Origin of the sequence: Streptomyces yerevanensis (assembly GCF_000716805.1) — a bacterium.
Taxonomy (GTDB): domain Bacteria; phylum Actinomycetota; class Actinomycetes; order Streptomycetales; family Streptomycetaceae; genus Streptomyces; species Streptomyces flaveus.
On sequence record NZ_JNWJ01000001.1, the window covers coordinates 414,853 to 440,121 of the forward strand.

Annotated in this window: 20 protein-coding genes and 1 pseudogene; 3 read left to right on the plus strand and 18 right to left on the minus strand. The window is 69.2% G+C overall.

Annotation, left to right across the window (positions count from 1 at the left end):
* Positions 1 to 12 precede the first annotated feature (12 nt).
* Positions 13 to 1,704: an alkaline phosphatase D family protein gene (locus tag OP79_RS01855; protein WP_033318062.1), complete on the plus strand. Its 1,692-nt coding sequence runs from the start codon at positions 13 to 15 to the stop codon at positions 1,702 to 1,704.
* Positions 1,705 to 1,720: 16 nt separating this feature from the next.
* On the opposite strand, the gene OP79_RS01860 is transcribed toward OP79_RS01855, so the two are convergent.
* Entirely contained in the window at positions 1,721 to 2,290 is a 570-nt protein-coding gene (locus tag OP79_RS01860; protein WP_033318063.1) for a dienelactone hydrolase family protein, read from the minus strand.
* 99 nt (positions 2,291 to 2,389) lie between these two features.
* Between OP79_RS01860 and OP79_RS01865 the strand changes: the two genes are divergently transcribed.
* Positions 2,390 to 3,505 carry a mechanosensitive ion channel family protein gene (locus OP79_RS01865; protein WP_033318064.1) on the plus strand — a complete coding sequence of 372 codons (1,116 nt, stop codon included), beginning with the start codon at positions 2,390 to 2,392 and terminating at the stop codon, positions 3,503 to 3,505.
* Between the two features lie 383 nt (positions 3,506 to 3,888).
* Here the strand turns inward: OP79_RS01865 and OP79_RS01870 are convergent, their stop codons facing one another.
* The 4 genes from OP79_RS01870 to OP79_RS01885 form a co-directional block, all read right to left on the minus strand.
* Positions 3,889 to 4,356, minus strand: a complete 468-nt coding sequence (locus OP79_RS01870; protein ID WP_033318065.1) for a GNAT family N-acetyltransferase — start codon at positions 4,354 to 4,356, stop codon at positions 3,889 to 3,891.
* Positions 4,353 to 5,297: an RluA family pseudouridine synthase gene (locus OP79_RS01875; RefSeq protein WP_033318066.1), complete on the minus strand. Its 945-nt coding sequence runs from the start codon at positions 5,295 to 5,297 to the stop codon at positions 4,353 to 4,355. The genes OP79_RS01870 and OP79_RS01875 overlap by 4 nt, the downstream gene beginning before the upstream one ends.
* A gap of 70 nt (positions 5,298 to 5,367) precedes the next feature.
* Positions 5,368 to 6,042 carry a signal peptidase II gene (gene lspA, locus OP79_RS01880; protein WP_033318067.1) on the minus strand — a complete coding sequence of 225 codons (675 nt, stop codon included), beginning with the start codon at positions 6,040 to 6,042 and terminating at the stop codon, positions 5,368 to 5,370.
* Positions 6,043 to 6,129: 87 nt separating this feature from the next.
* Positions 6,130 to 7,167 carry a TraR/DksA family transcriptional regulator gene (locus tag OP79_RS01885; protein ID WP_033318068.1) on the minus strand — a complete coding sequence of 346 codons (1,038 nt, stop codon included), beginning with the start codon at positions 7,165 to 7,167 and terminating at the stop codon, positions 6,130 to 6,132.
* A 612-nt stretch (positions 7,168 to 7,779) separates the two neighbouring features.
* Here OP79_RS01885 and ileS point away from each other — a divergent pair.
* Positions 7,780 to 10,953 (plus strand): isoleucine--tRNA ligase, encoded by a 3,174-nt coding sequence (ileS, locus tag OP79_RS01890; RefSeq protein WP_033318069.1) that lies wholly within the window; start codon positions 7,780 to 7,782, stop codon positions 10,951 to 10,953.
* Positions 10,954 to 11,133: 180 nt separating this feature from the next.
* Here the strand turns inward: ileS and OP79_RS49590 are convergent.
* The 13 genes and pseudogenes from OP79_RS49590 to OP79_RS01950 form a co-directional block, all read right to left on the minus strand.
* Positions 11,134 to 12,269: pseudogene (locus OP79_RS49590) on the minus strand (DivIVA domain-containing protein).
* A 55-nt stretch (positions 12,270 to 12,324) separates the two neighbouring features.
* Complete coding sequence (locus OP79_RS01900) at positions 12,325 to 12,609, minus strand: YggT family protein (protein ID WP_033318070.1); 285 nt, start codon at positions 12,607 to 12,609, stop codon at positions 12,325 to 12,327.
* Between the two features lie 49 nt (positions 12,610 to 12,658).
* Positions 12,659 to 13,300, minus strand: coding sequence for a cell division protein SepF (locus tag OP79_RS01905; protein ID WP_033318071.1), 642 nt, complete (start codon positions 13,298 to 13,300; stop codon positions 12,659 to 12,661).
* A 129-nt stretch (positions 13,301 to 13,429) separates the two neighbouring features.
* Complete coding sequence (locus tag OP79_RS01910) at positions 13,430 to 14,149, minus strand: YggS family pyridoxal phosphate-dependent enzyme (RefSeq protein WP_033318072.1); 720 nt, start codon at positions 14,147 to 14,149, stop codon at positions 13,430 to 13,432.
* A gap of 6 nt (positions 14,150 to 14,155) precedes the next feature.
* The gene (pgeF, locus tag OP79_RS01915; RefSeq protein WP_033318073.1) at positions 14,156 to 14,893 is read right to left on the minus strand and encodes a peptidoglycan editing factor PgeF; all 738 of its coding nucleotides are present in this window, start codon (positions 14,891 to 14,893) and stop codon (positions 14,156 to 14,158) included.
* Entirely contained in the window at positions 14,890 to 16,080 is a 1,191-nt protein-coding gene (gene ftsZ, locus OP79_RS01920) for a cell division protein FtsZ (RefSeq protein ID WP_033318074.1), read from the minus strand. Before ftsZ ends, pgeF begins: the two co-directional genes overlap by 4 nt.
* A gap of 278 nt (positions 16,081 to 16,358) precedes the next feature.
* The gene (locus OP79_RS51260) at positions 16,359 to 17,165 is read right to left on the minus strand and encodes a cell division protein FtsQ/DivIB (protein WP_078491554.1); all 807 of its coding nucleotides are present in this window, start codon (positions 17,163 to 17,165) and stop codon (positions 16,359 to 16,361) included.
* Positions 17,166 to 17,188: 23 nt separating this feature from the next.
* The gene (gene murG / locus OP79_RS01925) at positions 17,189 to 18,277 is read right to left on the minus strand and encodes an undecaprenyldiphospho-muramoylpentapeptide beta-N-acetylglucosaminyltransferase (protein WP_033318075.1); all 1,089 of its coding nucleotides are present in this window, start codon (positions 18,275 to 18,277) and stop codon (positions 17,189 to 17,191) included.
* A gap of 6 nt (positions 18,278 to 18,283) precedes the next feature.
* The gene (gene ftsW, locus OP79_RS01930) at positions 18,284 to 19,642 is read right to left on the minus strand and encodes a putative lipid II flippase FtsW (RefSeq protein WP_033318149.1); all 1,359 of its coding nucleotides are present in this window, start codon (positions 19,640 to 19,642) and stop codon (positions 18,284 to 18,286) included.
* Positions 19,643 to 19,738: 96 nt separating this feature from the next.
* Positions 19,739 to 21,160: a UDP-N-acetylmuramoyl-L-alanine--D-glutamate ligase gene (gene murD / locus OP79_RS01935; protein ID WP_051744315.1), complete on the minus strand. Its 1,422-nt coding sequence runs from the start codon at positions 21,158 to 21,160 to the stop codon at positions 19,739 to 19,741.
* Positions 21,157 to 22,227, minus strand: a complete 1,071-nt coding sequence (gene mraY / locus OP79_RS01940; protein WP_033318150.1) for a phospho-N-acetylmuramoyl-pentapeptide-transferase — start codon at positions 22,225 to 22,227, stop codon at positions 21,157 to 21,159. Before mraY ends, murD begins: the two co-directional genes overlap by 4 nt.
* A complete protein-coding gene (locus OP79_RS01945) occupies positions 22,227 to 23,648 on the minus strand; it encodes a UDP-N-acetylmuramoyl-tripeptide--D-alanyl-D-alanine ligase (protein WP_033318077.1) in 1,422 nt (473 codons plus the stop codon). Before OP79_RS01945 ends, mraY begins: the two co-directional genes overlap by 1 nt.
* 4 nt (positions 23,649 to 23,652) lie before the next feature.
* Entirely contained in the window at positions 23,653 to 25,170 is a 1,518-nt protein-coding gene (locus tag OP79_RS01950; protein ID WP_033318078.1) for a UDP-N-acetylmuramoyl-L-alanyl-D-glutamate--2,6-diaminopimelate ligase, read from the minus strand.
* Between the last annotated feature and the right edge of the window lie 99 nt (positions 25,171 to 25,269).

Sequence of the window (25,269 nt, forward strand, 5' to 3'; positions counted from 1 at the left end):
ATCTGAGCGCCTGTGACCAGTCGCATCAGATCCCACTCCAACCCCAATCCTCCCAACTCTCTCAATTCCCCCAACTCGCCCGCCCCGCGCCGCCGTACGGTCGTCAAGGCGGCAGCGGCGACCGCCGTGCTCGCGGGCTCTCTCGCCGCCGCGACACCCGCCCGGGCCTCCGCCGAGGCCCCCGCGTTCCTGCATGGTGTCGCCTCCGGTGACCCGCTGCCCGACGGCATCCTGCTGTGGACCCGGGTGACGCCCACGCCGGAGGCCGTGCCCGGCTCCGGGCTCGGCCCGGACGTCGAGGTGAGCTGGACCGTCGCCCTGGACAAGGCGTTCATGAACGTCGTCGCCAAGGGCTCCGCCACCGCGTCCGCCGCCTCCGACCACACCGTGAAGGCGGACATACGCGGCTTGAAGCCCGCCACGGACTACTGGTTCCGCTTCTCCAGCGCGGGCACCGACTCCCCGGCCGCCCGCACCCGCACCGCCCCGGCCACCGACGCGGCCGTGACCGGCCTGCGCTTCGGCGTGGTGTCCTGCGCCAACTGGGAGGCCGGCCACTTCTCGGCGTACCGGCACCTGGCCGCACGCGGCGACCTGGACGCCTGGCTGCATCTGGGCGACTACATCTACGAGTACGGCACGGGCGAGTACGGGACGCGCGGCACCGTCGTACGCCCGCACGCTCCCGCCCACGAGATCCTCACGCTCGCCGACTACCGCACGCGGCACGGCCGTTACAAGACCGACCCGGATCTACAGGCTCTGCACGCCGCCGCCCCCGTCATCGCCATCTGGGACGACCACGAGCTCGCCAACGACGCGTGGTCGGGCGGCGCCGAGAACCACACCGAGGGCACGGAGGGCACCTGGCCGGCCCGCCAGACGGCCGCCAAGCAGGCCTACTTCGAGTGGATGCCGGTCCGCCCGGCGATCGAGGGCACGACCTATCGTCGGCTGCGCTTCGGCAAGTTGGCCGATCTCTCGCTGCTCGACCTGCGGTCCTTCCGTTCGCAGCAGGTGTCGGTCGGCAACGGCGGTGTCGACGATCCGAACCGTACGCTCACGGGTCGGCCCCAACTCGACTGGCTGAAGGCGGGGTTGACGGCGTCCGACACCACCTGGCGGCTGGTCGGCAACTCGGTGATGATCGCGCCGTTCGCCATCGGATCGCTCTCCGCCGAGATCCTGAAACCGCTCGCGGAGCTGCTCGGCCTGCCCAAGGAGGGACTGGCCCTCATCACCGACCAGTGGGACGGCTACACCGACGACCGCCGCGAACTGCTCGCGCATCTGCGCAGCAACGCCATCCGCAACACCGTCTTCCTCACCGGCGACATCCACATGGCCTGGGCCAACGACGTGCCGTACAACGCCGGTACGTACCCCCTGTCCCCCTCCGCCGCCACCGAGTTCGTCGTCACATCGGTCACCTCCGACAACCTGGACGACCTCGTCAACGTCCCCGAGGGCACCCTCTCCGCCGTGGCCGCCCCCGTGATCCGCGCCGCCAACAGGCATGTCCACTGGGTCGACACCGACCGGCACGGCTACGGCGTACTGGACCTCACCGCCGAGCGCACGCAGATGGACTACTACGTCCTCTCCAACCGCACAAGCGCCAACGCCACAGCGTCCTGGGCCCGTTCGTACCGCACACGCAGCGGCACGCAGAAGGTCGAGCGGGTGTACGCGCCGGTGAACTGACCCCTTCTTCTGTCCCTCAGAGGCTCTCGAGGAAGCCGAGCGCCACCCGCCAGGTGGCCTCGGCCGCCTCCTTGTCGTAGTCCGGCAGGCCGGGATCCGTGTAGAGGTGACCGGCCCCCGCGTATCTGTGGACCTCCACGTCGGCGCCCGCCCTGCCCATCCGGAGATACCAGGCGGTCAGCCAGTCGTCGGGCTCGAAAGCGTCCGGCTCGGCCACGTGCAGCTGGACCGGCAGCTCGTCCACCGACGCGTTCTCGGCGATGTCCGAGGTGCCGTGCAGCAGCAGGAGCCCTCGCGCCTTCTCATCGCCCAGCGCCAGCGTCTGGGCGGTCGCGGCGCCGAAGGAGAACCCGGCGTAGACGAGACCTCGCTCCGAGTAGGGCGCGGCGGCCAGGACCGCGCGCTTGAGCAGCTCGTCCTTGCCTATCTCGTCCTTGAAGGCCATGCCCTCCTCGACGGTCTCGAAGGTCCGCCCCTCGAAAAGGTCGGGCGTCCACACCTCGTGGCCCGCCGCGCGCAGCCGGTCCGCCGCGTCACGCACCGCGGGCCGCAGCCCGTAGGTCGAGTGAAAGAGCACAATGTCCATGAGGCCATCGTGCCAGCCGGCACTGACAGCGGCGCCGGACGGAAGCCCGGGCCGGGGCTACATGTTCATGACGGGCCGGAGCCGGTTACCGTCGAGGGCATGGAGAACGTACTGCGCCCGCTGATCGTCGTCGGCGGCTCCGTCGTCCTCACCCTGGTGATCGGCTGGGCCGTGGACCGGACGATGCGACGCATCGACGACCGGCACAGCGAGACCCCACTGTGGGGCCTGCTGCGCCGCGCCCGCATCCCCTTCCAGGTCGTACTGCTCACGGCCTTCCTGAGAGGCTCGTACGACCAGGCGCGAATCTTCCCGTCCTACTCCTCCGCGATAGGCCGAGCCCTGACGCTGGTGCTCATCGGATCCGCCGCCTGGTTGGTGGTACGTATCGCGGCGGCGATCGTCGAGACGTCGTACGCCCGTTACGCGTCCACCCACCGCGACCCGGCCCGGGTCCGCCGCGTGCGCACGCAGGTGTCGCTGATCATGCGCGTGGTCACGGCGATCGTCGGTGTGGTCGCGATCGCCGCGATGCTGTTCACCTTCCCCGCGATGCGGGCGGCCGGGGCCTCGCTGCTCGCCTCGGCCGGCATCCTCGGCATCGTCGCCGGTGTGGCCGCACAGTCCACGCTCGGCAATCTCTTCGCGGGGATGCAGATCGCCTTCGGCGACATGGTGCGGCTCGGCGACGTGGTGGTCGTGGACGGCGAGTGGGGCACGGTCGACGAGATCACACTGACATTCCTGACCGTACGCACCTGGGACGAGCGCCGGATCACCATGCCGGTCTCGTACTTCACGTCCAAGCCCTTCGAGAACTGGTCCCGCGGCGGCATCCAGATGACCGGCACGGTCTTCCTGCACGTGGACCACAGCACGCCCCTGGAGGCGATGCGCGAGCGGCTCCGCGACATCCTGCGCGAGTGCCCGGCCTGGGACGGCCGCCACTACGACCTGACCGTCACCGACTCGACGCCCACCACCATGGAGCTACGCGCCCTGGTGACCGCCAAGGACCCCGACGACCTGTGGACGGTCCGCGTCACAGTCCGCGAACACCTCCTCCGCTGGCTCACCGAACACCACCCCTACGGGCTCCCCCGCGTCAACACAGCCGACGCGATCCTGCCCCCGGGCTCCCCGCCGGACGGTTCGATACCACGCACAAACCGAGGCCGCATCCATGCCCCACCACGAACGGACCGCGCCCCTTAGCCAAGACACACGCTCCCGGAACCACCACGCACCCGCACTCGCCCGCCGCCGGAAAACACCCCGACGCGCCCGCACCCTCCCTCCGGCGGGAGGGGTCGTGGGCCGGTGCGTCGTATGCCCGTCGCTTAGCTTCGGTCTCGGAGAACCCGCACCCTGTACCAGACCAGGGCCGTATGCCCGGCCTGCGACGGGCTGACGCACCGGCCCACGGCCCCGCCACCCCCCACCCACCCAGGGGCGCGGGGAACGGCGCGACCAGCCAGAACGGACCCGCAGCCGCCCCACCGCCGGAGGCACCCCGCGGAGCGCTCAGTGGCTACGTTCCGCCCCACCATTGACCTGGACAACCTGGACAACCTGGACAACCAAAGCCAAGACAGCAGCTAAAGAGAGCGCCTCATCGCCTGATGAGGAATCCCCGCTTCGAGATATTCCGGGCCGTACGCCACATACCCCAGCCGCTCGTAGAACCCCAGCGCATGCGTCTGTGCGTGCAGATCGACCGCCGTCAGCCCACGCGCGCGTGCCGCGTCCTCGATGCCCCGGACGAGCGCGATACCGACACCGAGTCCGCGCGCGGACTTCAGGACGGCGAGCCGCCCCAGGGACCCGACGGCCCGGTCACCGCCGGTCTTGGCGGCCGCCGCCTCGCCGTACAGCAGGCGCCCCGCGCCGATCGGCACCCCGTCCTCGCGGACGGCGAGGACATGCACAGCATCGGCGTCGTACGCGTCGTACTCCAGGTCCTCGGGGACCTGCTGCTCGCTGACGAAGACCTCCTTGCGCACCGCGAAGCAGGCCTCGCGGTCGGCGGGGTCCTCGGCCACCCTCACCGCGTACGACGCGCTCATGCGTAGGTCTCCTCCCGCACCTGGTCCAGCGCCTGCTGCAGGTCCGCGGGGTAGTCGCAGGCGAACTCCGCCCACTGCCCGTCCCCTGGGTGCTCGAAGCCGAGCCGCACGGCGTGCAGCCACTGCCGGGTCAGCCCGAGCCGCTTGGCGAGCGTCGGGTCCGCGCCGTACGTCAGGTCACCCACGCACGGATGCCGGTGGGCCGCCATGTGGACGCGGATCTGATGCGTGCGCCCGGTCTCCAGCTTGATGTCGAGCAAGGAGGCCGCGCGGAACGCCTCGACCAGGTCGTAATGCGTCACGGAGGGCTTGCCCTCGGCCGTGACCGCCCACTTGTAGTCGTGGGTCGGATGGCGGCCGATGGGCGCGTCGATGGTGCCGCTGGTCGGGTCCGGATGGCCCTGGACCAGCGCGTGGTAGCGCTTGTCGACCGTGCGCTCCTTGAACTGGCGCTTCAGCGACGTGTACGCGTACTCCGACTTGGCCACCACCATCAGGCCCGAGGTGCCCACGTCCAGGCGGTGCACGATGCCCTGGCGCTCGGCGGCTCCCGAGGTCGAGATGCGGTACCCGGCAGCCGCGAGCCCGCCGATCACCGTGGGGCCCGACCAACCGGGGCTGGGGTGCGCGGCGACCCCGACGGGCTTGACGATCACCACCACGTCCTCGTCGTCGTGCACGATCTCCATGCCTTCGACGGGCTCGGCGACGATCTGCACGGGCGCGGGCGCCTGTGGCATCTCGACCTCCAGCCACGCACCGCCCTGCACCCGCTCGGACTTGCCGACCGCCGTGCCGTCGACCAGCACCTTGCCTGCTGCGGCCAGTTCCGCCGCCTTCGTACGGGAGAAGCCGAACATGCGTGATATGGCGGCGTCGACGCGCTCGCCCTCCAGGCCGTCGGGCACGGGCAGGGTACGGATCTCGGGACTTGTGCTCACCCGTCGAGTATGCCGGACGGGTCCGACATCCCCTGACGCGAGCCGAAGAGCGCCAGGGTCCGACGGACTTTCAGTCCTTGTGGACGGTCCCGTCCGGGTCGAGGCCTCGGAACGACAGCAGCACGATCAGGATGCCGCCGCAGACGATCGCCGAGTCGGCGAGGTTGAAGACCGCGAAGCCCTTGGGGGCGATGAAGTCGACGACCGCGCCCTCGAAAACGCCCGGCGAGCGGAAGATGCGGTCGGTGAGGTTGCCGAGCGCGCCGCCGAGCAGCATGCCGAGCGCGATCGCCCAGGGCAGGCTGTAGAGCTTGCGCGCGAGGCGGGCGATCACCACGATCACGGCCGTCGCGATCACCGTGAAGATCACGGTGAAGGCCTCCCCGAAGCCGAAGGCCGCGCCCGCGTTGCGGATCGCCTCGAACCTCAGCCAGTCCCCGATGATCTCGATCGGCTCATGGTGCTCCAGCTTCGCGACCACGATGATCTTGCTGACCAGATCCAGGGCATACGCCAGGGCGGCGACCGAGAACAGCACGGCGATCCGGCGCTTGCCCCTGGGCCGCTCGGCCTGCGCCGCCTTCTCCTCGGAACCGGAGTCGGAGCCGGACGGCTCGGCCGGCTCTCGCGCCCCTGAGGAGTCGGACCGCTCGTCCGACGCCGCGCTCTTGTCGGTGTGCTCCGGCTCGGCCCCAGCCGCCCCCGGGATATCCGGCGTACCGATGATGCGCTCCGCCTCTGCCACGTGTGTCCCTCAACCTAGGTGCCTGACTGAGGAGAGGGTACGGCACGGTTCCCCGCTCCCATGTGCCCCTTGGCCGCACCGTGCCGCTCAGTGACGGCGCTCCGTCTTCTGCTTGCACTCGACGCACAGGGTGGCGCGCGGGAAGGCCTGCATACGGGCCTTCCCGATGGGATTGCCGCAGCTCTCGCAGAGGCCGTATGTGCCCGCGTCCAGGCGCTCGAGGGCGCGCTCGGTCTGCTCCAGCATCTCCCGGGCGTTGGCCGCGAGCGCCATCTCGTGCTCGCGCGTGATGTTCTTGGTGCCGGTGTCCGCCTGATCGTCTCCGGCGCCGTCCCCGGAGTCGCGCATCAGGCCCGCCAGGGACTCCTCGGAGTTCGTGATCTCGGCGCGCAGTCGCACCACCTCCGCGAGCAGCTCCGCACGTGCCTCCGCGACCTCTTCCGGGGTCCAGGGGTCCTCACCGGGGCGTACGGCGAGCTCGCCGGGTTCCGCCGCGGAGAGCCGTGCCTTGGGAACCGCGGTGGCCTTGCCCGCCGCCGTGGCCGTACCAGGAGTCTTCTTCGCAACCACCGTCGTGGCTCCCGTCGTCTTCGCGGCCTCGGCCGCACCCTCGGTCGCGGAGGCGACCGCTTTCCTGGCCGTACGCGTGCTCTTCCTGACCGCACTCTTGGAGGGCCTCTTCGCGGGAGCACCCGCAGTGACGGCACTCTCCGCGCTCTTCATGACGCCGCCCTCATTGACGGCGCCCTTCTCGGCGACCTCCTTCTTGCCGGCCCTCTTCTTGGTGACTCTCTTCTTGGTGGCCGCCTTCGAAGCCGTCTCCTTCTTGGCGGCCGTTTTCTCACCGGCCCTCTTCGTAGCGGCCGATTTCGTACTCGCGGTCTTCGAAGCAGCTGTTTTCGTACCCTCCGGCTTCCCGCCCCCAACAGCACCACCGGCGCGGGCGTCGGCACGAACTCCAGTACCGGAACCACCCCGTACGGTCTTCACCGGCTTCGCCGTCTTCACGGCACCCCGCGTGCTCTTCGTGCCGCTCACATCCTTGGCCGCCGCTCCGGCACCGCCTGCCGCCCCCGTGGTTCTGCCGGACGCCGACTGCGGTACGGCCGTCTTCTTCGCCACCATGGCCGCGGCCCCTTCACATATTGTGATCTTGTTCGCGAATCGTGCTGGGACGATAAATCGACTTCTGACCCGCGGCAACGGGGCACGCTGCCCGATTCACCCGCCTCTCAGGTGCCACGTGGCGAGCCTGCAAGCGTTGTGCCCAGCTCCCCGCCAGGTAATCCGCCGAGTCGGCCGTACCGGGACGCGAACCCCGACCCCTGGCCATTCGGGTCAGTCCGTGCGCCGCCCCCACGCCCCGTGAACCCCTGCCCACGAGTCCCGGAAAACCGGTCGGCCGCTGTCTGTCCGGCGCCGTACACTGGGCGGAGCGAAAAGCGTGGATGGGGACGAGTAGCGGCGTACGCAGCCATGAGCGACCCGGGGACGGTGCGAGCCCGGGGGCGAGCGCGACGTGAAGATCACCCCGGAGCCGCCGGAAGAAAGCCGCAGCGACCAGCCGCGGCCGGTAGACCCGGCATCGCGACCCCAATGAGGGGGCTCACCGGAGCACAGCGCCCCGGAGGGCCAAGGAGGGTGGTACCGCGGGAGCGCGCCGCACACGGCGTAGGTGGCAACACGACTCTCGTCCCTCCGACGGAAGGCAGAAAGTCCGCCGGAGGAAGCTCGCCGATGAAACCGACGCAGTACCGCCAGGTGCCCGCCCAGGTCGACCTGCCCGCCCTCGAGCACGCCGTGCTCGACTTCTGGCGTGAGCAGAAGATCTTCGCCAAGAGCCTGGAGCAGTCCGAGGGCCGCCCTGAGTGGGTGTTCTTCGAGGGCCCGCCCACCGCCAACGGCATGCCGGGCACCCACCACATCGAGGCCCGCGTCTTCAAGGACGTCTTCCCGCGCTTCCGCACCATGCGCGGCTACCACGTGGCCCGCAAGGCCGGCTGGGACTGCCACGGCCTGCCGGTGGAGATCGCGGTGGAGAAGGAGCTCGGCTTCAGCGGCAAGCAGGACATCGAGGCGTACGGCATCGCCGCGTTCAACGCCAGGTGCCGCGAGTCCGTGACCCGCCACACCGACGCCTTCGAAGAGCTCACGACCCGCATGGGGTACTGGACCGACCTCAGCGACCCGTACCGCACGATGGACCCGGAGTACATCGAGTCGGTCTGGTGGTCGCTCAAGGAGATCTTCAACAAGGGCCTGCTGGTCCAGAACCACCGCGTCGCCCCCTGGTGCCCGCGCTGCGGCACGGGCCTGTCGGACCACGAACTGGCGCAGGGCTACGAGACGGTCGTCGATCCCTCGGTGTACGTCCGTTTCCCGCTCACCTCCGGTCCGCTCGCGGGCGAGGCCGCGCTCCTGGTCTGGACGACGACGCCCTGGACCCTGGTCTCCAACACGGCCGTCGCCGCGCACGCCGAGGTGACGTACGTGGTCGCGACGAAGGGCCCAGAAGGCACAGAGAAGCTCGTCGTCGCCGAGCCGCTCGTCGAGAAGGCCCTCGGCGAGGGCTGGGAGACGACCGGACAGTCCTTCACGGGCGCCGAGATGGAGCGCTGGTCGTATCAACGTCCGTTCGAGCTCGTGGAGTTCCCGGCGGACGTGCCGACCCACTACGTGGTGAACGCCGAGTACGTCACAACCGAGGACGGTACGGGTCTGGTCCACCAGTCCCCCGCCTTCGGTGAGGACGACCTCAGGGTCTGCCGCGCGTACGGCCTGCCGGTGGTCAACCCCGTCCGTCCCGACGGCACCTTCGAGGAGGACGTTCCGCTCGTGGGCGGCGCCTTCTTCAAGAAGGCCGACGAAAAACTCACCGAGGACCTCCAGAACCGCGGTCTGCTCTTCAAGCACATCCCGTACGAGCACAGCTACCCGCACTGCTGGCGCTGCCACACCGCGCTCCTCTACTACGCGCAGCCGTCCTGGTACATCCGCACCACGGCCGTCAAGGACCGCCTCCTTCAGGAGAACGAGAAGACCAACTGGTTCCCGGAGACGGTCAAGCACGGCCGCTACGGCGACTGGCTGAACAACAACATCGACTGGGCCCTGTCCCGCAACCGCTACTGGGGCACCCCGCTGCCCATCTGGCGCTGCGAGGCCGACCACCTCACCTGCGTGGGCTCCCGGACCGAGCTGACCGAGCTGACCGGCACGGACCAGTCGAACCTCGACCCGCACCGCCCGTTCATCGACGAGGTCACCTTCGCCTGCCCCCAGGACAACTGCGGACAGACGGCCACGCGCGTACCGGAGGTCATCGACGCCTGGTACGACTCGGGTTCGATGCCGTTCGCGCAGTGGGGCTACCCGTACAAGAACAAGGAGCTCTTCGAGCAGCGCTACCCGGCGCAGTTCATCTGCGAGGCCATCGACCAGACGCGTGGCTGGTTCTACACGCTGATGGCCGTAGGCACGCTGGTCTTCGACAAGTCCTCGTACGAGAACGTCGTCTGTCTGGGCCATATCCTCGCCGAGGACGGCCGCAAGATGTCCAAGCACCTGGGCAATCTGCTCCCGCCGATCCCGCTGATGGACCAGCACGGCGCGGACGCGGTCCGCTGGTTCATGGCGGCCGGCGGCTCCCCCTGGGCGGCCCGCCGCGTCGGCCACAACACCATCCAGGAGGTCGTCCGCAAGACGCTCCTGACGTACTGGAACACAGTCGCCTTCCAGGCCCTGTACGCCCGCACCTCGAACTGGACGCCCAGTGAGGCGGACCCGGCCCCGGCCGACCGCCCGGTCCTGGACCGCTGGCTCCTTTCCGAACTCCACGCGCTCACCGACCAGGTGACCCAGTCCCTGGAGGCGTACGACACCCAGCGCGCCGGAAAGCTCCTGTCGGCGTTCGTCGATGACCTGTCCAACTGGTACGTACGCCGCTCCCGTCGCCGCTTCTGGCAGGGCGACAAGGCGGCGCTGCGCACCCTGCACGAGGTCCTCGAGACGGTCACGCGTCTGATGGCCCCGCTGACCCCGTTCATCACCGAGCGGGTCTGGCAGGACCTGGTGGTGCCGGTGGCGCCCGACGCCCCCGAGTCCGTACACCTGTCGTCCTGGCCGGAGGCGGACCTGTCCGCCATCGACCCTGAGCTGTCGAAGCAGATGGTGCTCGTGCGCCGTCTCGTGGAGCTGGGCCGTGCCACGCGCGCGGAGTCGGGTGTGAAGACGCGACAGCCGCTGTCGCGCGCGCTGGTCGCGGCGAGCGGGTTCGAGGCGCTCAACCCCGAACTGCACGCGCAGATCACGGAGGAGCTGAACGTCTCCTCGCTGGCGTCTCTGAGCGAGGTGGGCGGCTCGCTGGTCGACACGACCGCCAAGGCCAACTTCCGTGCGCTGGGCAAGAGGTTCGGCAAGCGCGTCCAGGACGTGGCCAAGGCCGTCGCCAACGCGGACGCGGCCGCTCTGTCCCTGGCCCTGCGCGAGGGCACGGCGTCGGTCGAGGTCGACGGCGAGACGGTGACGCTGGCCCCGGACGAGGTCATCATCACGGAGACCCCGCGCGAGGGGTGGTCCGTCGCCTCGGACTCCGGTGCGACAGTCGCCCTCGACCTGGAGATCACCGAGGAGCTGCGCCAGGCGGGCCTGGCCCGTGACGCGATCCGCCTGATCCAGGAGGCCCGCAAGAACAGCGGCCTCGACGTGGCCGACCGCATCGCCCTGCGCTGGACCTCCACGGACCCGAAGGTCACCGCGGCCCTCACGGAGCACTCCGGCCTCATCGCGGACGAAGTCCTCGCCACGGACTTCTTGAATGAACACAGCGCGTCCGGCGAAGCGGACGACACATACGGCGCCCCGTTCACGGACGAGTCGCTGTCGCTGACGTTCCGCCTCCGCAAGGCGTAAGCACGCACGAAGGCCCGGGCCCACCGAACTTCCTCGGTGGGCCCGGGCCTTCGGCGTTGCGTACCCACGTACAGACGCTCGCCAGGTCAGCACAAAAGCGCGAGACAAAAGGGCGAGGCCCCCGGAAATCCGGGGGCCTCGCCCTGAACGCTGCCGACGCCTAAGGCGTATTAGAGGCCGTCAGTTGTCGTCCTCGTCGATCAGGAACCCACGCATCGGCGAGGGAGCCTGTCCCATCGGCGACGGGCCCTGCGGCCGGACCGGCGCCATCGGCTGGGTCATGGCCGGCGACATCTGCTGCTGGCCGCCGTAGGACGGAGCAGCGGGGGCCGGGCCACCCATCGACTGGTTGCCGCCGTACGACGGCGCGCTCGCACCGGCCGGCGCCATGGACGGCGACGACGACGGCAGCGAGGCGGCCGCGGGCTGACGCGGCGGAGCCAACGAGTCGTCCGCCTGGGTCTCCAGCTGACGCAGCTGGGACTCGAGGTAGGACTTCAGCCGCGTACGGTACTCGCGCTCGAAGCCGCGCAGGTCCTCGACCTTGCGCTCCAGCGTGGCGCGAGCGGACTCCAGAGAGCCCATCGCGACGCGGTGCTTCTCCTGCGCGTCCCGCTCCAGGGCGTCCGCCTTGGCACGAGCGTCACGCTCCAGACCCTCGGCACGGCTGCGGGCCTCACCGACGATCTTGTTGGCCTCGGAACGCGCCTCGGCGATCGCCTGGTCGGCGGTCTGCTGAGCCAGCGACAGCACGCGGGCGGCGCTGTCGCCACCGGGACCGCCCTGACCGGGGCCGCCCATCTGCTGCGGGGGGCCGCCCATCGGGCCGCCCATCTGCTGCGGGGGACCGCCCATCGGGCCGCCCATCTGCTGCGGCAGCTGCCCCTGCATCGGGCCGGGACCCTGGCCCATCTGGCCCTGACCCATCTGGCCCTGACCCATCTGGCCCTGACCCATCTGGCCCTGACCCATCTGGCCCTGACCCATCTGGCCCTGACCCACATCTGCTGCTGCGGCGGGCCCGATATGCCGGCGGGCACAGGAGCACCCGGACCACCGCGCATACCCTGCGGCGGCCCTTGCTGCTGCTGGTCCTGCTGTTCAGGCGGCTTGCGCATGCCCTGCTGCTGGTTCTGCGCGGCGGCACGCGTGGCGGCGGCCAGCTTGGCGCGCAGGTCCTCGTTCTCGCGGAGCAGGCGGGTCAGTTCGGCTTCGACCTCGTCGAGGAAGGCATCGACCTCGTCCTCGTCATAGCCTTCTCGGAGGCGGACGGTCGTGAACTGCTTGTTCCGCACGTCCTCGGGGGTCAACGGCATCTCTTCACCTCAACGTAGTCGTCGGCATCGTCGGCGTTCGGCAAGACCGTATCGTTCACAGCCGGCTCACAACGGAGATCAGGATGTAGACGATGATCATCAGTACGAAGAAGGACAGGTCGAGCGCCACGCCCCCGAGACGCAGCGGCGGGATGAACCGCCGCAGAAGCTTGAGCGGTGGATCCGTGACAGTGTAGGTGGCCTCCAGAACGACCACCATCGCCTTGCCGGGTTGCCATGAGCGGGCGAACTGGAAGACGTAGTCCATGACGAGCCGGAAGATCAGCACGATGAGGAAACACATCAGCGCGATGTAGACAACATCCAAGACCACGCTCATGATCCGCGTTTCCCTCTCCCCTGTTTCCGACTCTGTCCGGTCCTGCGTCTCAGCTCTGGTTGAAGAACCCGCCCTCTGCGATGCGGGCCTTGTCCTCCGCCGTGACATCGACGTTAGCAGGCGACAACAGGAACACCTTCTGCGTCACCCGCTCGATGCTCCCATGAAGACCAAACACCAAACCGGCGGCAAAGTCGACAAGTCGCTTGGCATCGGTGTCATCCATCTCGGTCAAGTTCATGATCACCGGGGTGCCTTCGCGGAAGTGTTCCCCGATGGTACGGGCCTCGTTGTAGGTCCGGGGGTGCAGTGTGGTGATCCGGTACGGCTCTCGTTCCGACACGACCTTGGGCATGATCACCGGTGCGTTCTTCTCCAGGCTTTGACGTTCTTGTGTGATGGATGCCACGGGGGCGATTCGTGCCGGACGTCCCGATTCCGCCGATAGCGAAGCGGAATGTGACACGGGATCACGCTGCACCGGGGGCTGCACCACCCGTACCGATTCGTCCCGTTGGGACTGATGCGGCTGGTGCGACTGATGCGGCGGCTCGTGCCGCCGGCGGTCCCGATCGGGCTCCGGATCAAGCTCGGGCTCGAAGTCGTCGTCGGGGTCGAAGCCCCTGCCGTCGTACCCATCGTCCTCCACGAGGCCGAGGTAGACCGCCATCTTGCGCATCGCGCCGGCCATTGCTCTGAGTCCTCCGCTCTGTGGTGGATCGGCTGACTATTGCCAAGTGCCCGCGATCCACTAGGTCGTTATGCCCGCTTTCGGCGGTAATGACCATATTTTCTGCTGTGGTCCGACTTCTTGGCGACGTTACCCGAGCCCGGGACGGACTCCGAGTACCGCGGTGCCGACGCGTACATGTGTCGCTCCGGCCGCCACGGCCTGTTCGAGGTCCGAACTCATCCCTGCCGAGACCATGTTCGCAGCCGGATGAGTCCGGCGCAGGTCAGTCGACAAATCCATCAGCCGCTTGAACGCCGCCTGTTCACGCCCCGCGTACGGTCCGGTGAGCGGAGCGACGGTCATCAGTCCGTCAAGTCGCAACCCCGGAGCCTTCGCGACAAGCTCGCCCAACTCCTCGATTCCGTCCGGCCCTACGCCCCCGCGCGCCCCCCGGCCGCTCTCGTCCGCGTCGAGCGCGACCTGGATGAGACAGCCCACCTCGCGTCCGGTACGTACGGCTTCCTTCGACAGAGCCGTGACGAGCCTGGCCCGGTCGACCGACTGCACAATTCCCGCATAACCGACCACGGAACGCACCTTGTTGGTCTGCAACTGACCGACGAAGTGCCAGGTGAGGGGCAGATCCGAACACTCTGCGGCCTTGGGTGCCGCATCCTGGTCCCGGTTCTCGGCGACGTGACGCACGCCGAGTTCCGACAGGGTCCGCACATCGCTCGCGGGGTAGGTCTTGGTGACCACGATCAGGGTCACCTCTTCGCGCTTGCGGCCCGCGGCCACACAGGCCGCCGTGATGCGCTCTTCAACTTGCGTGAGATTTCTGGCGATTTGCGCCTTACGGTCCGTCATGTCCCATCAGTCCAGCCACACATAGCCCGCGAGCCGACCGGTGATGCGATCGCGGCGGTACGAGAAGTGGTCGCCCGATTCGAGCGTGCACACCGGCGACTGCGCCCGATCGCACACCCCGAGCCGCTCCAGTTGCGCGTGCACTCCGGCGGCCACATCGACTGCCGGAGTGCCCCAACTGGTCTCGGCGTACGCCGCCGGCTCGACGGCGGCGACCTGGGCGCGCATCTCGTCCGGCACTTCGTAGCAACGGCCACAGACGGCGGGGCCGGTGCGTGCGACGATCCGGCCCGGCTCCGCGCCGAGTTCGACCATCGCCGCGACGGCTGCGGGCACGACTCCGGCGACCATGCCGGGCCGCCCCGCATGAGCGGCGGCCACGATCCCGGCGACCGGGTCGGCCAGCAGGACCGGCGTGCAGTCGGCGGTGAGGACGGCGAGGGCAAGACTGCGGCGGGTGGTGACGACGGCGTCGACCTCCGGCACGGGACGGTCTCCCCAGGGTTCGTCGATCACTGCCACGTCCGGCCCGTGCACCTGGTTCATCCAGACGACCCGGGCCGGGTCGAGACCGAGGGACTTGGCGGCCAGTTCACGATTGGTGCGTACGGCGTCGGGGTCGTCACCGACCGCTCCACCGAGGTTGAGCTCCTCGTACGGAACGGCGCTCACCCCGCCCCACCGGTCGGTGAAGGCGAAGTGGGCGCCGCCCGCTGTGCTCGTTTCGGAGCGGTGTCCTATCACTTGAGGAAGTCCGGCACGTCCAGCTCTTCGGCCGCGCTGTCGGAGTAGGTCCGCGACGGCGGGACCGGCGGGGAGACCGGCAGTTCGTTCATGGGCTCGGGGGCGGGCTCCGGGGTGTCCTCACGCGGCGTGACGCTGCCGAGCGAACCGAAGGACGGGCGGCTCTCGGAGGGCCGTACCGGCGCGGACTCCTCGCGCTTGGCGGAGGAGCCGAGGACGTTGTCCCGCTTGGACGGGGGCTGTCCGCCGTCGAAGCCGGCCGCGATGACCGTGACCCGGACCTCGTCGCCCAGCGCGTCGTCGATGACCGCGCCGAAGATGATGTTGGCCTCGGGGTGTGCAGCCTCGCTCACCAGCTGGGCGGCCTCGTTGATCTCGAACAGGCCGAGGTCGGAGCCGCCGGAGATGGAGAGCAGTACGCCACGGGCGCCGTCGATGGAGGCTTCCAGGAGCGGCGAGGAGATCGCCATCTCGGCGGCGGCCACCGCGCGGTCGTCGCCGCGGGCCGAGCCGATGCCCATGAGCGCCGAACCCGCCTCGGACATCACGGACTTGACGTCGGCGAAGTCGAGGTTGATGAGGCCAGGGGTGGTGATGAGGTCGGTGATGCCCTGGACACCGGAGAGCAGTACCTGGTCGGCGGACTTGAAGGCGTCGAGCACGCTGACCTGGCGGTCCGAGATGGACAGCAGCCGGTCGTTCGGGATGACGATGAGGGTGTCGACCTCTTCGCGGAGTTCGGCGATGCCGTCCTCGGCCTGGTTGGCGCGGCGCCGGCCCTCGAAAGTGAACGGGCGCGTGACCACGCCGATGGTGAGGGCGCCGAGGGAACGGGCGATGTTGGCCACGACGGGCGCGCCGCCGGTGCCGGTGCCGCCGCCTTCACCGGCCGTCACGAAGACCATGTCGGCCCCCTTGAGGACCTCCTCGATCTCCTCGCGGTGATCCTCGGCGGCCTTGCGGCCGACGGCCGGGTTGGCTCCGGCGCCGAGTCCGCGGGTGAGTTCACGGCCGACGTCGAGCTTGACGTCGGCGTCGCTCATCAACAGGGCTTGCGCGTCGGTGTTGATGGCGATGAACTCGACGCCCTTGAGACCGACCTCGATCATCCGGTTGATGGCATTGACACCACCGCCGCCGACACCGATGACTTTGATGACTGCGAGGTAGTTCTGCGGTGCTGCCACGTCGAAGGCCTCTCGCCTCGAGTTACGTGTCGTCGCCTCGCGGTGGCCCGCGATCCGACGACTGATGCCGAATGGGACGGTCCGTTTCGCCGACCCGAACCCTAACGTTGAAGTTTAGGGTTACCAGTGTGTCTGTTCCCTGGACTCTTCCGAACAGGACACTAAGTCGACAAGTGGCGCACGTTCAACGAACACGCCGAACCTCCCGTTTTTCTTTTCACCCTATGTGATCAGGCGTAGCGCTGCCCAACCAGGGTGCTGGCCTGCGCGTATGTGCGTCAACTCCCCGATGACGCAGGGGCGGTGGGAACGCTGACGTCGAAGTGCCGTGCCTCGGGGGCGGCTTTCAGGAGAGCGGTCAGCGTTCTCGCCTTCGCTCGACCCTCCTCGGCACTACCCCACGCGACGGTCCGGTTTCCGCTCAACTCCAGTGAGATGGCGTCGTATGAGCGGACCTTGACAGTACGGGTGTCGCGCGCGACGGCGGCTGGAAGGACACCCGCGACGCGCACCGCCTCGCGCACGAGCCGGCCCGTTCCGAAGCGTCGCAGGCTCGCGGACTGCGAGGTTCCGGAAGGCGACTTAGGCGCAGTCAATTTCAGTTCGGGTACGCCTTCGGGAGCGCGCGAAACCGTGGCAAATCGCACTCCCTTGGCGTCCACTTCGACGAACTTTCCACCTTTTTTCACCATCAGAACCGGAGTGCGTTCGTTCACTTTTAGCCCGATTTCGTTAGGCCAAGAACGAGTGACATCAACCGAGTCAATTCGGGACAATTTATTACGCAGATCTGCTTCAATCGCATCGGTGTCGATGGAAATCAACGGCGATCCGACTGGAATGTCCGCCGCCGCGAGCACCTGCTCGTCCGACAGGACCCGCATCCCCGAAGCCGATACGCGCTCCACCCGCAGCCACCCCGAGCCGTAGAGCACCCAGACGCCGCCCACGGCGAGCAGTACGACGCAGACGAGCAGCACGACGAGCGTACGAGGCCGGGGCAGCCTGTCGAGACGGGGCGGCCAGGGCGGGCCGGACTGAGGGCGCTGGCGTTCGCCTCGCTCTGCGGTCGTCGGTCCGGCCACGCTCCCCTGCCTTCTGCCACGCGCTAACGGCGTGACGCGATCGCCTCGTACACCATCCCGACGAGCAGCTCGTCGGCGTCCCGGCGGCCGAACTCCGCGGCGGCACGGGACATCTCGAACAGCCGGTGCGGATCCGCGAGCACGGGCAGGACGTTGGTCTGGATCCACTGCGGCGTCAGCTCCGCGTCGTCGACCAGCAGCCCGCCGCCGGCCTTGACCACCGGCTGGGCGTTCAGCCGCTGTTCGCCGTTGCCGATCGGCAGCGGGACGTACGCGGCGGGCAGTCCGACGGCGGAGAGTTCGGCGACGGTCATCGCACCCGCCCGGCAGAGCATCATGTCGGCCGCGGCGTACGCGAGATCCATCCGGTCCACGTACGGTACCGGGATGTACGGAGGCATCCCCGGCATCTGCTGGACCTGCGGCAGTTCGTTCTTGGGGCCGACCGCGTGCAGGACCTGGATGCCGGCCTGCTGGAGGTACGGGGCGACCTGCTGGACCACCTCGTTGAGGCGGCGGGCGCCCTGCGAGCCGCCGGAGACCAGCAGCGTCGGCAGATTCGGGTCGAGCCCGAAGGCGGCGCGGGCCTCGGGGCGTACGGCGGCACGGTCGAGGGTGGCGATGGTGCGGCGCAGCGGGATGCCGATGTAGCGGGCACCGCGGAGCTTGCTGTCCGGAGTCGAGACGGCGACCTGGGCCGCGTACCGCGAACCGATCTTGTTGGCCAGGCCGGGCCGGGCGTTGGCCTCGTGGACGATGATCGGGACGCCCAGACGCTTGGCCGCGAGGTAGCCGGGCAGGGCGACATAGCCGCCGAAGCCGACGACCGCGTCCGCTTTGGTGCGCTCCATGATCTGCTCGGCCGCCTTGATCGTGCCGCGCAGTCGCCCGGGGACGGTGATCAGCTCGGGGGTGGGCTTGCGGGGCAGCGGGACGGCGGGGATCAGCGCGAGATCATAGCCCCGTTCGGGTACGAGCCGGGTCTCGAGTCCGCGCTCCGTGCCCAGGGCCGTGATGCCCACGGTCGGGTCCTGCCTGCGCAGGGCGTCCGCGAGGGCGAGCGCGGGCTCGATGTGGCCGGCGGTCCCCCCACCGGCGAGTACGACATGCACCGAAATTCACCGCTCTCCGGACGAACGCGCCGAGGCGCGCCGTCGCATCGTGTTCCAGCTCCGAGGTCTCCGACTGTTTCCGGAACCTCCAGCCCGCTTTCTACCAAAGCGTGGTTGTCGCATCGCAAGCGCCGCCCGCGCAGCGGGATCCTCCCGCGCGAAGGCGATCAGGAGCCCGATGGCGAACATGGTCGGCAGCAAAGCGGAACCCCCGTAGGAGAACAGCGGGAGCGGGACTCCGGCGATCGGCAGCAGGCCGAGCACCGCACCGATGTTGATCACGGCCTGGGCCGTGATCCAGGTGGTCACGCCACCCGCGGCGTACCTCACGAAGGGGTCCTCCGTGCGTCCGGCCACGCGGATACCCGCATAGCCTAGAGCCGCGAAGAGGGCGAGTACCGACAGCGTCCCCGCCAGGCCCAGTTCCTCCCCGGTGATGGCGAAGATGAAGTCGGTGTGCGCTTCGGGGAGTTGGCCCCATTTCTCCACACTCGCACCGAGGCCGGAACCGAAAATTCCGCCGGAGGCGAGAGCGTAGATTCCGTGCACGGCCTGCCAGCAGTCGACGGGTCCCGACTGGGGTTCGGTGGCGCCGATGCAGGAGAGTCGTGCCATGCGGTTCGGGCTGCTCGTGATCAGCATCAGGCCGATCGTCCCGGCGATGGCCAGTACACCCGCGAAGAGCCGCGTCGGGGCACCGGCCAGCCAGAGCAGCCCGAACAGGATCGCGGTGAGGATGATCGCCGTGCCCATGTCGCCGCCGAGCATGATCAGTCCGAGCAGCATGAAGGCCGCCGGCACGAGCGGCACCAGCATGTGCTTCCACTGGGTCAGCAGCCGCTTGTCCTGTTTGCGGGCGAGCAGATCGGCACCCCACAGCACGAGCGCGAGCTTGCCGAACTCGCTGGGCTGGAGCTGGAACGGGCCGCCGATGGAGATCCAGTTCTGGTTGCCGTTCACCGCCACCCCTATCCCCGGGATCTGCACCAGGACCATCAGGAAGACCGAGCCCAGGAGCATCGGATACGCCAGCGCGCGGTGCAGCTTGGACGGCATCCGTGAGGCGATCAGCAGCAGTACGGTGCCCAGCACGGCCGCCAGGAACTGCTTCCGGAAGAAGTACGTTCCCGGCAGCGACAGTTGCAGCGCCTTGATCTGGGAGGCCGAGTACACCATCACGATCCCCAGCACGGTGATCAGCATGCTGCTGCCGAGGATCAGGTAGTACGCGGTCAGCGGCCGGTCCCAGGCACGGCGCGCACGCGTGTAGAAGCGGCGCACGGGGTTGTCTCCCGGCGGGCGGGAGACGGCGGGGCGCCCGGTGGCGCGCGGGGCGGAGGGCCGGCCGGTGCGGTTACCGGCCATCGGTACCGCCCAGCCGCCCACGATGCACCGGCCACGATGGCGTCACGCGTCCCTCCCAGAGGTACCGGGGCGCCTCCCGGCGCGGCAACGGCCGAGTCAGGCGCTCGCGGCGCCGAGTTCGCGGACGGCCTCCGCGAACATGTCACCGCGCTGGTTGTAGTTGGTGAACATGTCCATGGAGGCACAGGCGGGAGCCATGAGCACCGTGTCTCCCGCACGGGCGAGCCGCGTCGCCTCCTGGACGGCCTCGAGCATCGCCCCAGTGTCGGTCCGGTCGAGGTCGACGACCGGCACTTCGGGCGCGTGTCGCGCCAGCGCCTGCCGGATCAGGTCCCGGTCGGCGCCGAACAGGACGACGCCCCGAAGTCGCTTTGCCGACTTGGCGACCAGCTCGTCGAAGGTCGCGCCCTTGGCGAGCCCGCCCGCGATCCACACGATCGACTCGTACGCCGCCAAAGAGGCTTCTGCGGCATGCGTGTTGGTGGCCTTGGAGTCGTCGATGTACGCGACATCGCCGACATCGGCGATGTGCTGGATGCGGTGCGCGTCCGGACGGAACGCCCGCAGACCGTCGCGTACGGCCGCGGCGGGCACTCCGTAGGCGCGCGCGAGAGCCGCCGCCGCAAGGGCGTTGGCGATGTTGTGCGGGGCGGGCGGCTGGACGTCGCCGACCTCCGCGAGCTCCTGGGCCTGCTTGTGCCGGTCCTCGACGAAGGCGCGGTCGACCAGGAGGCCCTCCACGACGCCGAGTTGGGACGGCCCGGGCGTACCCAGCGTGAAGCCGACCGCCCGGCAGCCCTCCTCGACGTCCGCCGCGCGCACCAGGTCCTCGGTGGCCTTGTCCGCGACGTTGTAGACGCAGGCGACCCGATTGCCCTCGTAGATACGACCCTTGTCGGCGGCGTACGCCTCCATGGAGCCGTGCCAGTCGAGGTGGTCGGGCGCGAGGTTGAGGACGGCGGCGGAGTGGGCGCGCAGGGAGGGCGCCCAGTGCAGCTGGTAGCTGGAGAGTTCGACGGCGAGTACGTCAAGAGTGCTGTACGGCTCCGCGCCCAGCACGACATCGATGATCGGCGTGCCGATGTTGCCCACGGCGGCCGTACGCAGGCCCGCGGCGCTCAGGATCGACGCGAGCATCTGCGTGGTGGTCGTCTTGCCGTTGGTGCCCGTTACGGCGAGCCAGGGCGCCGCGTCGGGGCCGCGCAGCCGCCAGGCGATCTCCACGTCACCGACGACGTCCACGCCCGCCTTCGCGGCTGCGGCGAAGAGCGGCGAGGTGGGCTTCCAGCCCGGCGAGGTGACCACGAGGTCGGTGCCCTCGGGAAGGGTCTCGGCGTCCGCGAGACGTACCGAAATACCTTCTGCCTCAAGGGAGTCGGCCCGCTCCCGGAGTGCCGGGGAGGAGCCCCCGTCGACGACCGTGACGGACGCGCCGAGGCCGGCCAGGGCGCGGGCGGCACTGATGCCGCTCACGCCGAGGCCGGCGACGGTGATGTTCCGGCCCTGCCAAGTGGTCACTTGTCGGCTGCCCACCCTGCGTAGAAGAGACCCAGACCCACGATCACGCACATGCCCTGGATGATCCAGAAGCGGACCACCACAAGGACTTCGGACCACCCCTTGAGTTCGAAGTGGTGCTGGAGCGGGGCCATACGGAAGACGCGCTTCCCGGTCAGCCGGAAGGAGCCGACCTGGATGACGACCGACATGGTGATCAGGACGAAGAGACCGCCGAGCAGCGCGAGCAGCAGCTCGGTGCGGGAGCAGATGGCGAGTCCGGCGAGCGCGCCGCCGAGCGCCAGAGAGCCGGTGTCGCCCATGAAGATCTTGGCGGGCGAGGTGTTCCACCACAGGAAGCCGAAGCAGGCGCCCATCAGTGCGGAGGCGACTACCGCGAGGTCGAGCGGATCGCGTACTTCGAAGCAGGCGGCCGGGTTGGTGAGGGTCTGCGCGTTGGCGCAGGACTCCTGGAACTGCCAGACGCCGATGAAGGTGTACGCCCCGAAGACCATCACGGACGCGCCGGTGGCGAGGCCGTCCAGGCCGTCCGTCAGGTTCACGCCGTTCGACATCGCGAGGATCATGAAGAGCGCCCAGACGACGAACAGCACCGGGCCGATGGTCCAGCCGAAGTCCTGGACGAAGGAGATCTTGGTGGAGGCCGGCGTCTGGCCCTGGGCGTCCGCGAACTGCAGCGAGAGCACCGCGAAGGTGACACCGACGATCAGCTGACCGGTCATCTTCGCCTTGGCCCGCAGACCGAGCGAACGGCGCTTGACGATCTTGATGTAGTCGTCGAGGAAGCCGACCAGGCCCATGCCCGCCATCAGACCGAGCACCAGCACTCCGGAGAGCCTCGGCGGCTCGCCGCTGATCACCTTGCTGAGGAAGTACGCCAGGATCGTGGCCAGGATGAAGGCGATACCGCCCATGGTCGGCGTACCGCGCTTGGCGTGGTGCTCGCGCGGGCCGTCGTCGCGGATGTACTGGCCGTAGCCCTTGCGGGCCAGGAGCTTGATCAGCAGCGGGGTGCCGATCAGGGTCAGGAAGAGACCGATGGCGCCCGCGAACAGGATCTGGTTCATCATCGGGCGGAAACCTCACCCTCGGCACCGCCGTCGAGCAGCGCCAGTGCCACCCGTTCGAGCCCGACCGATCTGGACGCCTTCACGAGCACGACGTCCCCCGGGCGCAGCTCATTGCGCAACAGGTCGACAGCCGCCTGTGCGTCGGACACGTGCACCGACTCCTCACCCCACGAACCCTCGTTATATGCGCCCAGTTGGAGCCAGGACGCTTCCCTGCCCCCGACCGCGACGAGCTTGCTGACGTTGAGCCGGACGGCGAGCCGTCCGACCGCGTCGTGCTCGGCGAGCGCCTCGTCCCCGAGCTCGGCCATCTTGCCGAGCACCGCCCAGGTCCGGCCCCCCCTTGCCCGTGAGGCTCCGCCCATGGCAGCCAGCGCGCGCAGAGCCGCCCGCATGGATTCGGGGTTCGCGTTGTAGGCGTCGTTGACGACCGTCACGCCGTCCGGGCGCTCGGTGACCTCCATCCGCCAGCGGGAGAGGGAGCCCGCCTCGGAGAGCGCGACGGCGATCTCGTCTGCGGACATGCCCAGCTCATGGGCGACGGCGGCCGCGGCGAGCGCGTTCGACACGTGGTGCTCACCGTACAGGCGCATGGTCACATCACTTGCACCGGAGGGTGTGTGAAGCCTGAACGCGGGCTGTCCGCTCTCAGTGAGCCGCACGTTCTCGGCCCGTACGTCCGCTTCGCCGGACTCCCCGAAGAGGAGCACGCGTGCCTTCGTACGGGATGCCATGGCGCGTACGAGGGGATCGTCGGCGTTGAGAATCGCGGCGCCGTCCTCCGGAAGGCCCTCCACCAGCTCCCCCTTGGCCTGGGCGATCTGCTCCCGCCCGCCGAACTCGCCGATGTGGGCGGTGCCGACGTTCAGGACGAGGCCGATCTTCGGCGGGGTCAGCTCCGCGAGGTAGCGGATGTGGCCGATACCGCGGGCGCCCATCTCCAGGACGAGGAACTTCGTCTCCCCGGTGGCGCTGAGCGCGGTGAGCGGCAGCCCGATCTCGTTGTTGAGCGAGCCCGGCGTGAACACGGTCGGAGCCTTGCGCTGAAGTACCTGCGCGATCAGGTCCTTGGTGCTGGTCTTGCCCGCGGAGCCGGTGAGGGCCACGAGGGTCGCGCCGAGCCGCTGGACGACATGGCGGGCGAGGGCTCCCAGGGCCGTCTGGACGTCGTCCACGACGATCGCGGGCACGCCGACGGGCCGGGACGCCAGAACGGCGGCAGCGCCCTGCTCAACGACCTGCGCGGCGAAGTCGTGACCGTCCACGCGCTCACCCACGAAGGCGACGAACAGGCTGCCTGGCTCCACCTCACGGGAGTCCCTGACGACCGGTCCGGTGATCTGGACCGACGGATCCGGTATGTCGTACGTCTGCCCGCCGACGACTGAGGCGATCTCGGCGAGAGAGAGGGCGATCACAAGTTCATCCCTGGGTCTTCTGGATAGCTTCGCGAAGCACCTGGCGGTCGTCGAAGGGACGGACCACTCCGGCGATGTCCTGGCCCTGCTCATGGCCCTTGCCCGCGACCAGCACGGTGTCGCCGGGCTCGGCCCGGGCGACGGCCGCAGCGATCGCGGCGGCCCGGTCCTCGAAGACCGCGACCTCGCCGCGCTCGTGCGCCGGCACGTCAGCGGCGCCCGCGAGCATCGTGGCGAGGATCGCGAGGGGGTCCTCGGAGCGGGGGTTGTCCGACGTCAGTACGGCGGTGTCGGCGAGGCGGGCCGCCGCGGCACCCATCGGCATCCGCTTGGACTTGTCGCGGTCTCCGCCGCAGCCGAGCACGATGTGCAGCTTGCCCTCGGTGACCTTGCGCAGCGCCCGCAGCACCGATTCCACGGCGTCCGTCTTGTGCGCGTAGTCGACGACCGCGAAGTACGGCTGACCGGCGTCCACGCGTTCCAGGCGGCCGGGCACACCCGGTACGGCCGCGATGCCGTCGGCCGCGGTCTGCGCGTCGAGTCCGGCAGCGGCCAGGGCGACGATCGCGGCGAGCGTGTTGGCGACGTTGAAGGGGCCCGCGAGCGGCGACTTGGCGCTGATCCGCTCCCCCTTGGGGCCGATCGCGACGAACGTCGAGTCCAGCGGACCCACCTCGACGTCCTCGGCGCGCCAATCGGCGTCCGGGTGCCCCTCGGCGGAAAACGTCACCACAGGGACGGTGGCTTCCTTGACGAGCCTCCGTCCGTACTCGTCATCGAAGTTGACTACGCCGAACCTGCTGCGTTTCGGCGTGAACAGCTGTGCCTTGGCCCGGAAGTAGTCCTCCATGTCGGAGTGGAACTCCATGTGCTCCGGGCTGAGGTTGGTGAAGACGGCGATGTCGAAGACGCAGCCGTCGACCCGGCCGAGGACCAGTGCGTGGCTGGAGACCTCCATGGCTACCGCGTCCACGCCGCGCTCACGCATCACCGCGAACAGCGCCTGGAGGTCGGTGGCCTCGGGAGTAGTCCGCTCCGACTTGATGCGCTCGTCGCCGATACGCGTCTCGACCGTGCCGATGAGTCCGGTGCTACGGACCGTCTTGAGACCGCCCTCGATGAGGTACGCCGTCGTGGTCTTGCCCGAGGTTCCGGTGATGCCGATCTGGAGGAGATCGCGGCCGGGGTGGCCGTAGATCGTGGCCGCCAGCTCGCCCATCCGTCCGCGCGGATCGTCGACGACGAGGACCGGGAGGCCGGTCGCGGCGGCGCGCTCGGCGCCGGTCGGGTCCGTGAGCACCGCCACCGCACCCAGGCCCGCAGCCTGCGTCACGAAGTCGGCGCCGTGCAGCCGGGCGCCGGGCAGGGCGGCGTAGAGGTCACCCGGGCGCACGGCCCGGGAGTCGTGGGTGATGCCCGTGACCTCGGCCGCAGCGGGGGCGGTGACACCCAGCTGATCGGCGAGGTCCGCCAGGTCTGTGGCGGAGACCTGAACCGGTCGCGGCGGCCCCGGAAATGTCACAGGAACGCCCTTCTGGGTGGTTTGGGACTGATCAGCGTGTGGCACGGCGGTGAGCGTACCGGGCGCGCCCCCGGCTGAGCGAAGCGAGGGGCGGGGCTC

What these genes read in the sequence shown, in the direction of transcription:
- OP79_RS01910 (WP_033318072.1), bottom strand. Translation starts at nt 14,149, where the DNA reads ATGACGGACCGTAAGGCGCAAATCGCCAGAAATCTCACGCAAGTTGAA.
- ftsW (WP_033318149.1), bottom strand. Translation starts at nt 19,642, where the DNA reads ATGGCCGGTAACCGCACCGGCCGGCCCTCCGCCCCGCGCGCCACCGGG.
- OP79_RS01905 (WP_033318071.1), bottom strand. Translation starts at nt 13,300, where the DNA reads ATGGCCGGCGCGATGCGCAAGATGGCGGTCTACCTCGGCCTCGTGGAG.
- OP79_RS01865 (WP_033318064.1), top strand. Translation starts at nt 2,390, where the DNA reads ATGGAGAACGTACTGCGCCCGCTGATCGTCGTCGGCGGCTCCGTCGTC.
- ileS (WP_033318069.1), top strand. Translation starts at nt 7,780, where the DNA reads ATGAAACCGACGCAGTACCGCCAGGTGCCCGCCCAGGTCGACCTGCCC.
- OP79_RS01900 (WP_033318070.1), bottom strand. Translation starts at nt 12,609, where the DNA reads ATGAGCGTGGTCTTGGATGTTGTCTACATCGCGCTGATGTGTTTCCTC.
- OP79_RS01885 (WP_033318068.1), bottom strand. Translation starts at nt 7,167, where the DNA reads ATGGTGGCGAAGAAGACGGCCGTACCGCAGTCGGCGTCCGGCAGAACC.
- OP79_RS01870 (WP_033318065.1), bottom strand. Translation starts at nt 4,356, where the DNA reads ATGAGCGCGTCGTACGCGGTGAGGGTGGCCGAGGACCCCGCCGACCGC.
- OP79_RS01860 (WP_033318063.1), bottom strand. Translation starts at nt 2,290, where the DNA reads ATGGACATTGTGCTCTTTCACTCGACCTACGGGCTGCGGCCCGCGGTG.
- mraY (WP_033318150.1), bottom strand. Translation starts at nt 22,227, where the DNA reads ATGAACCAGATCCTGTTCGCGGGCGCCATCGGTCTCTTCCTGACCCTG.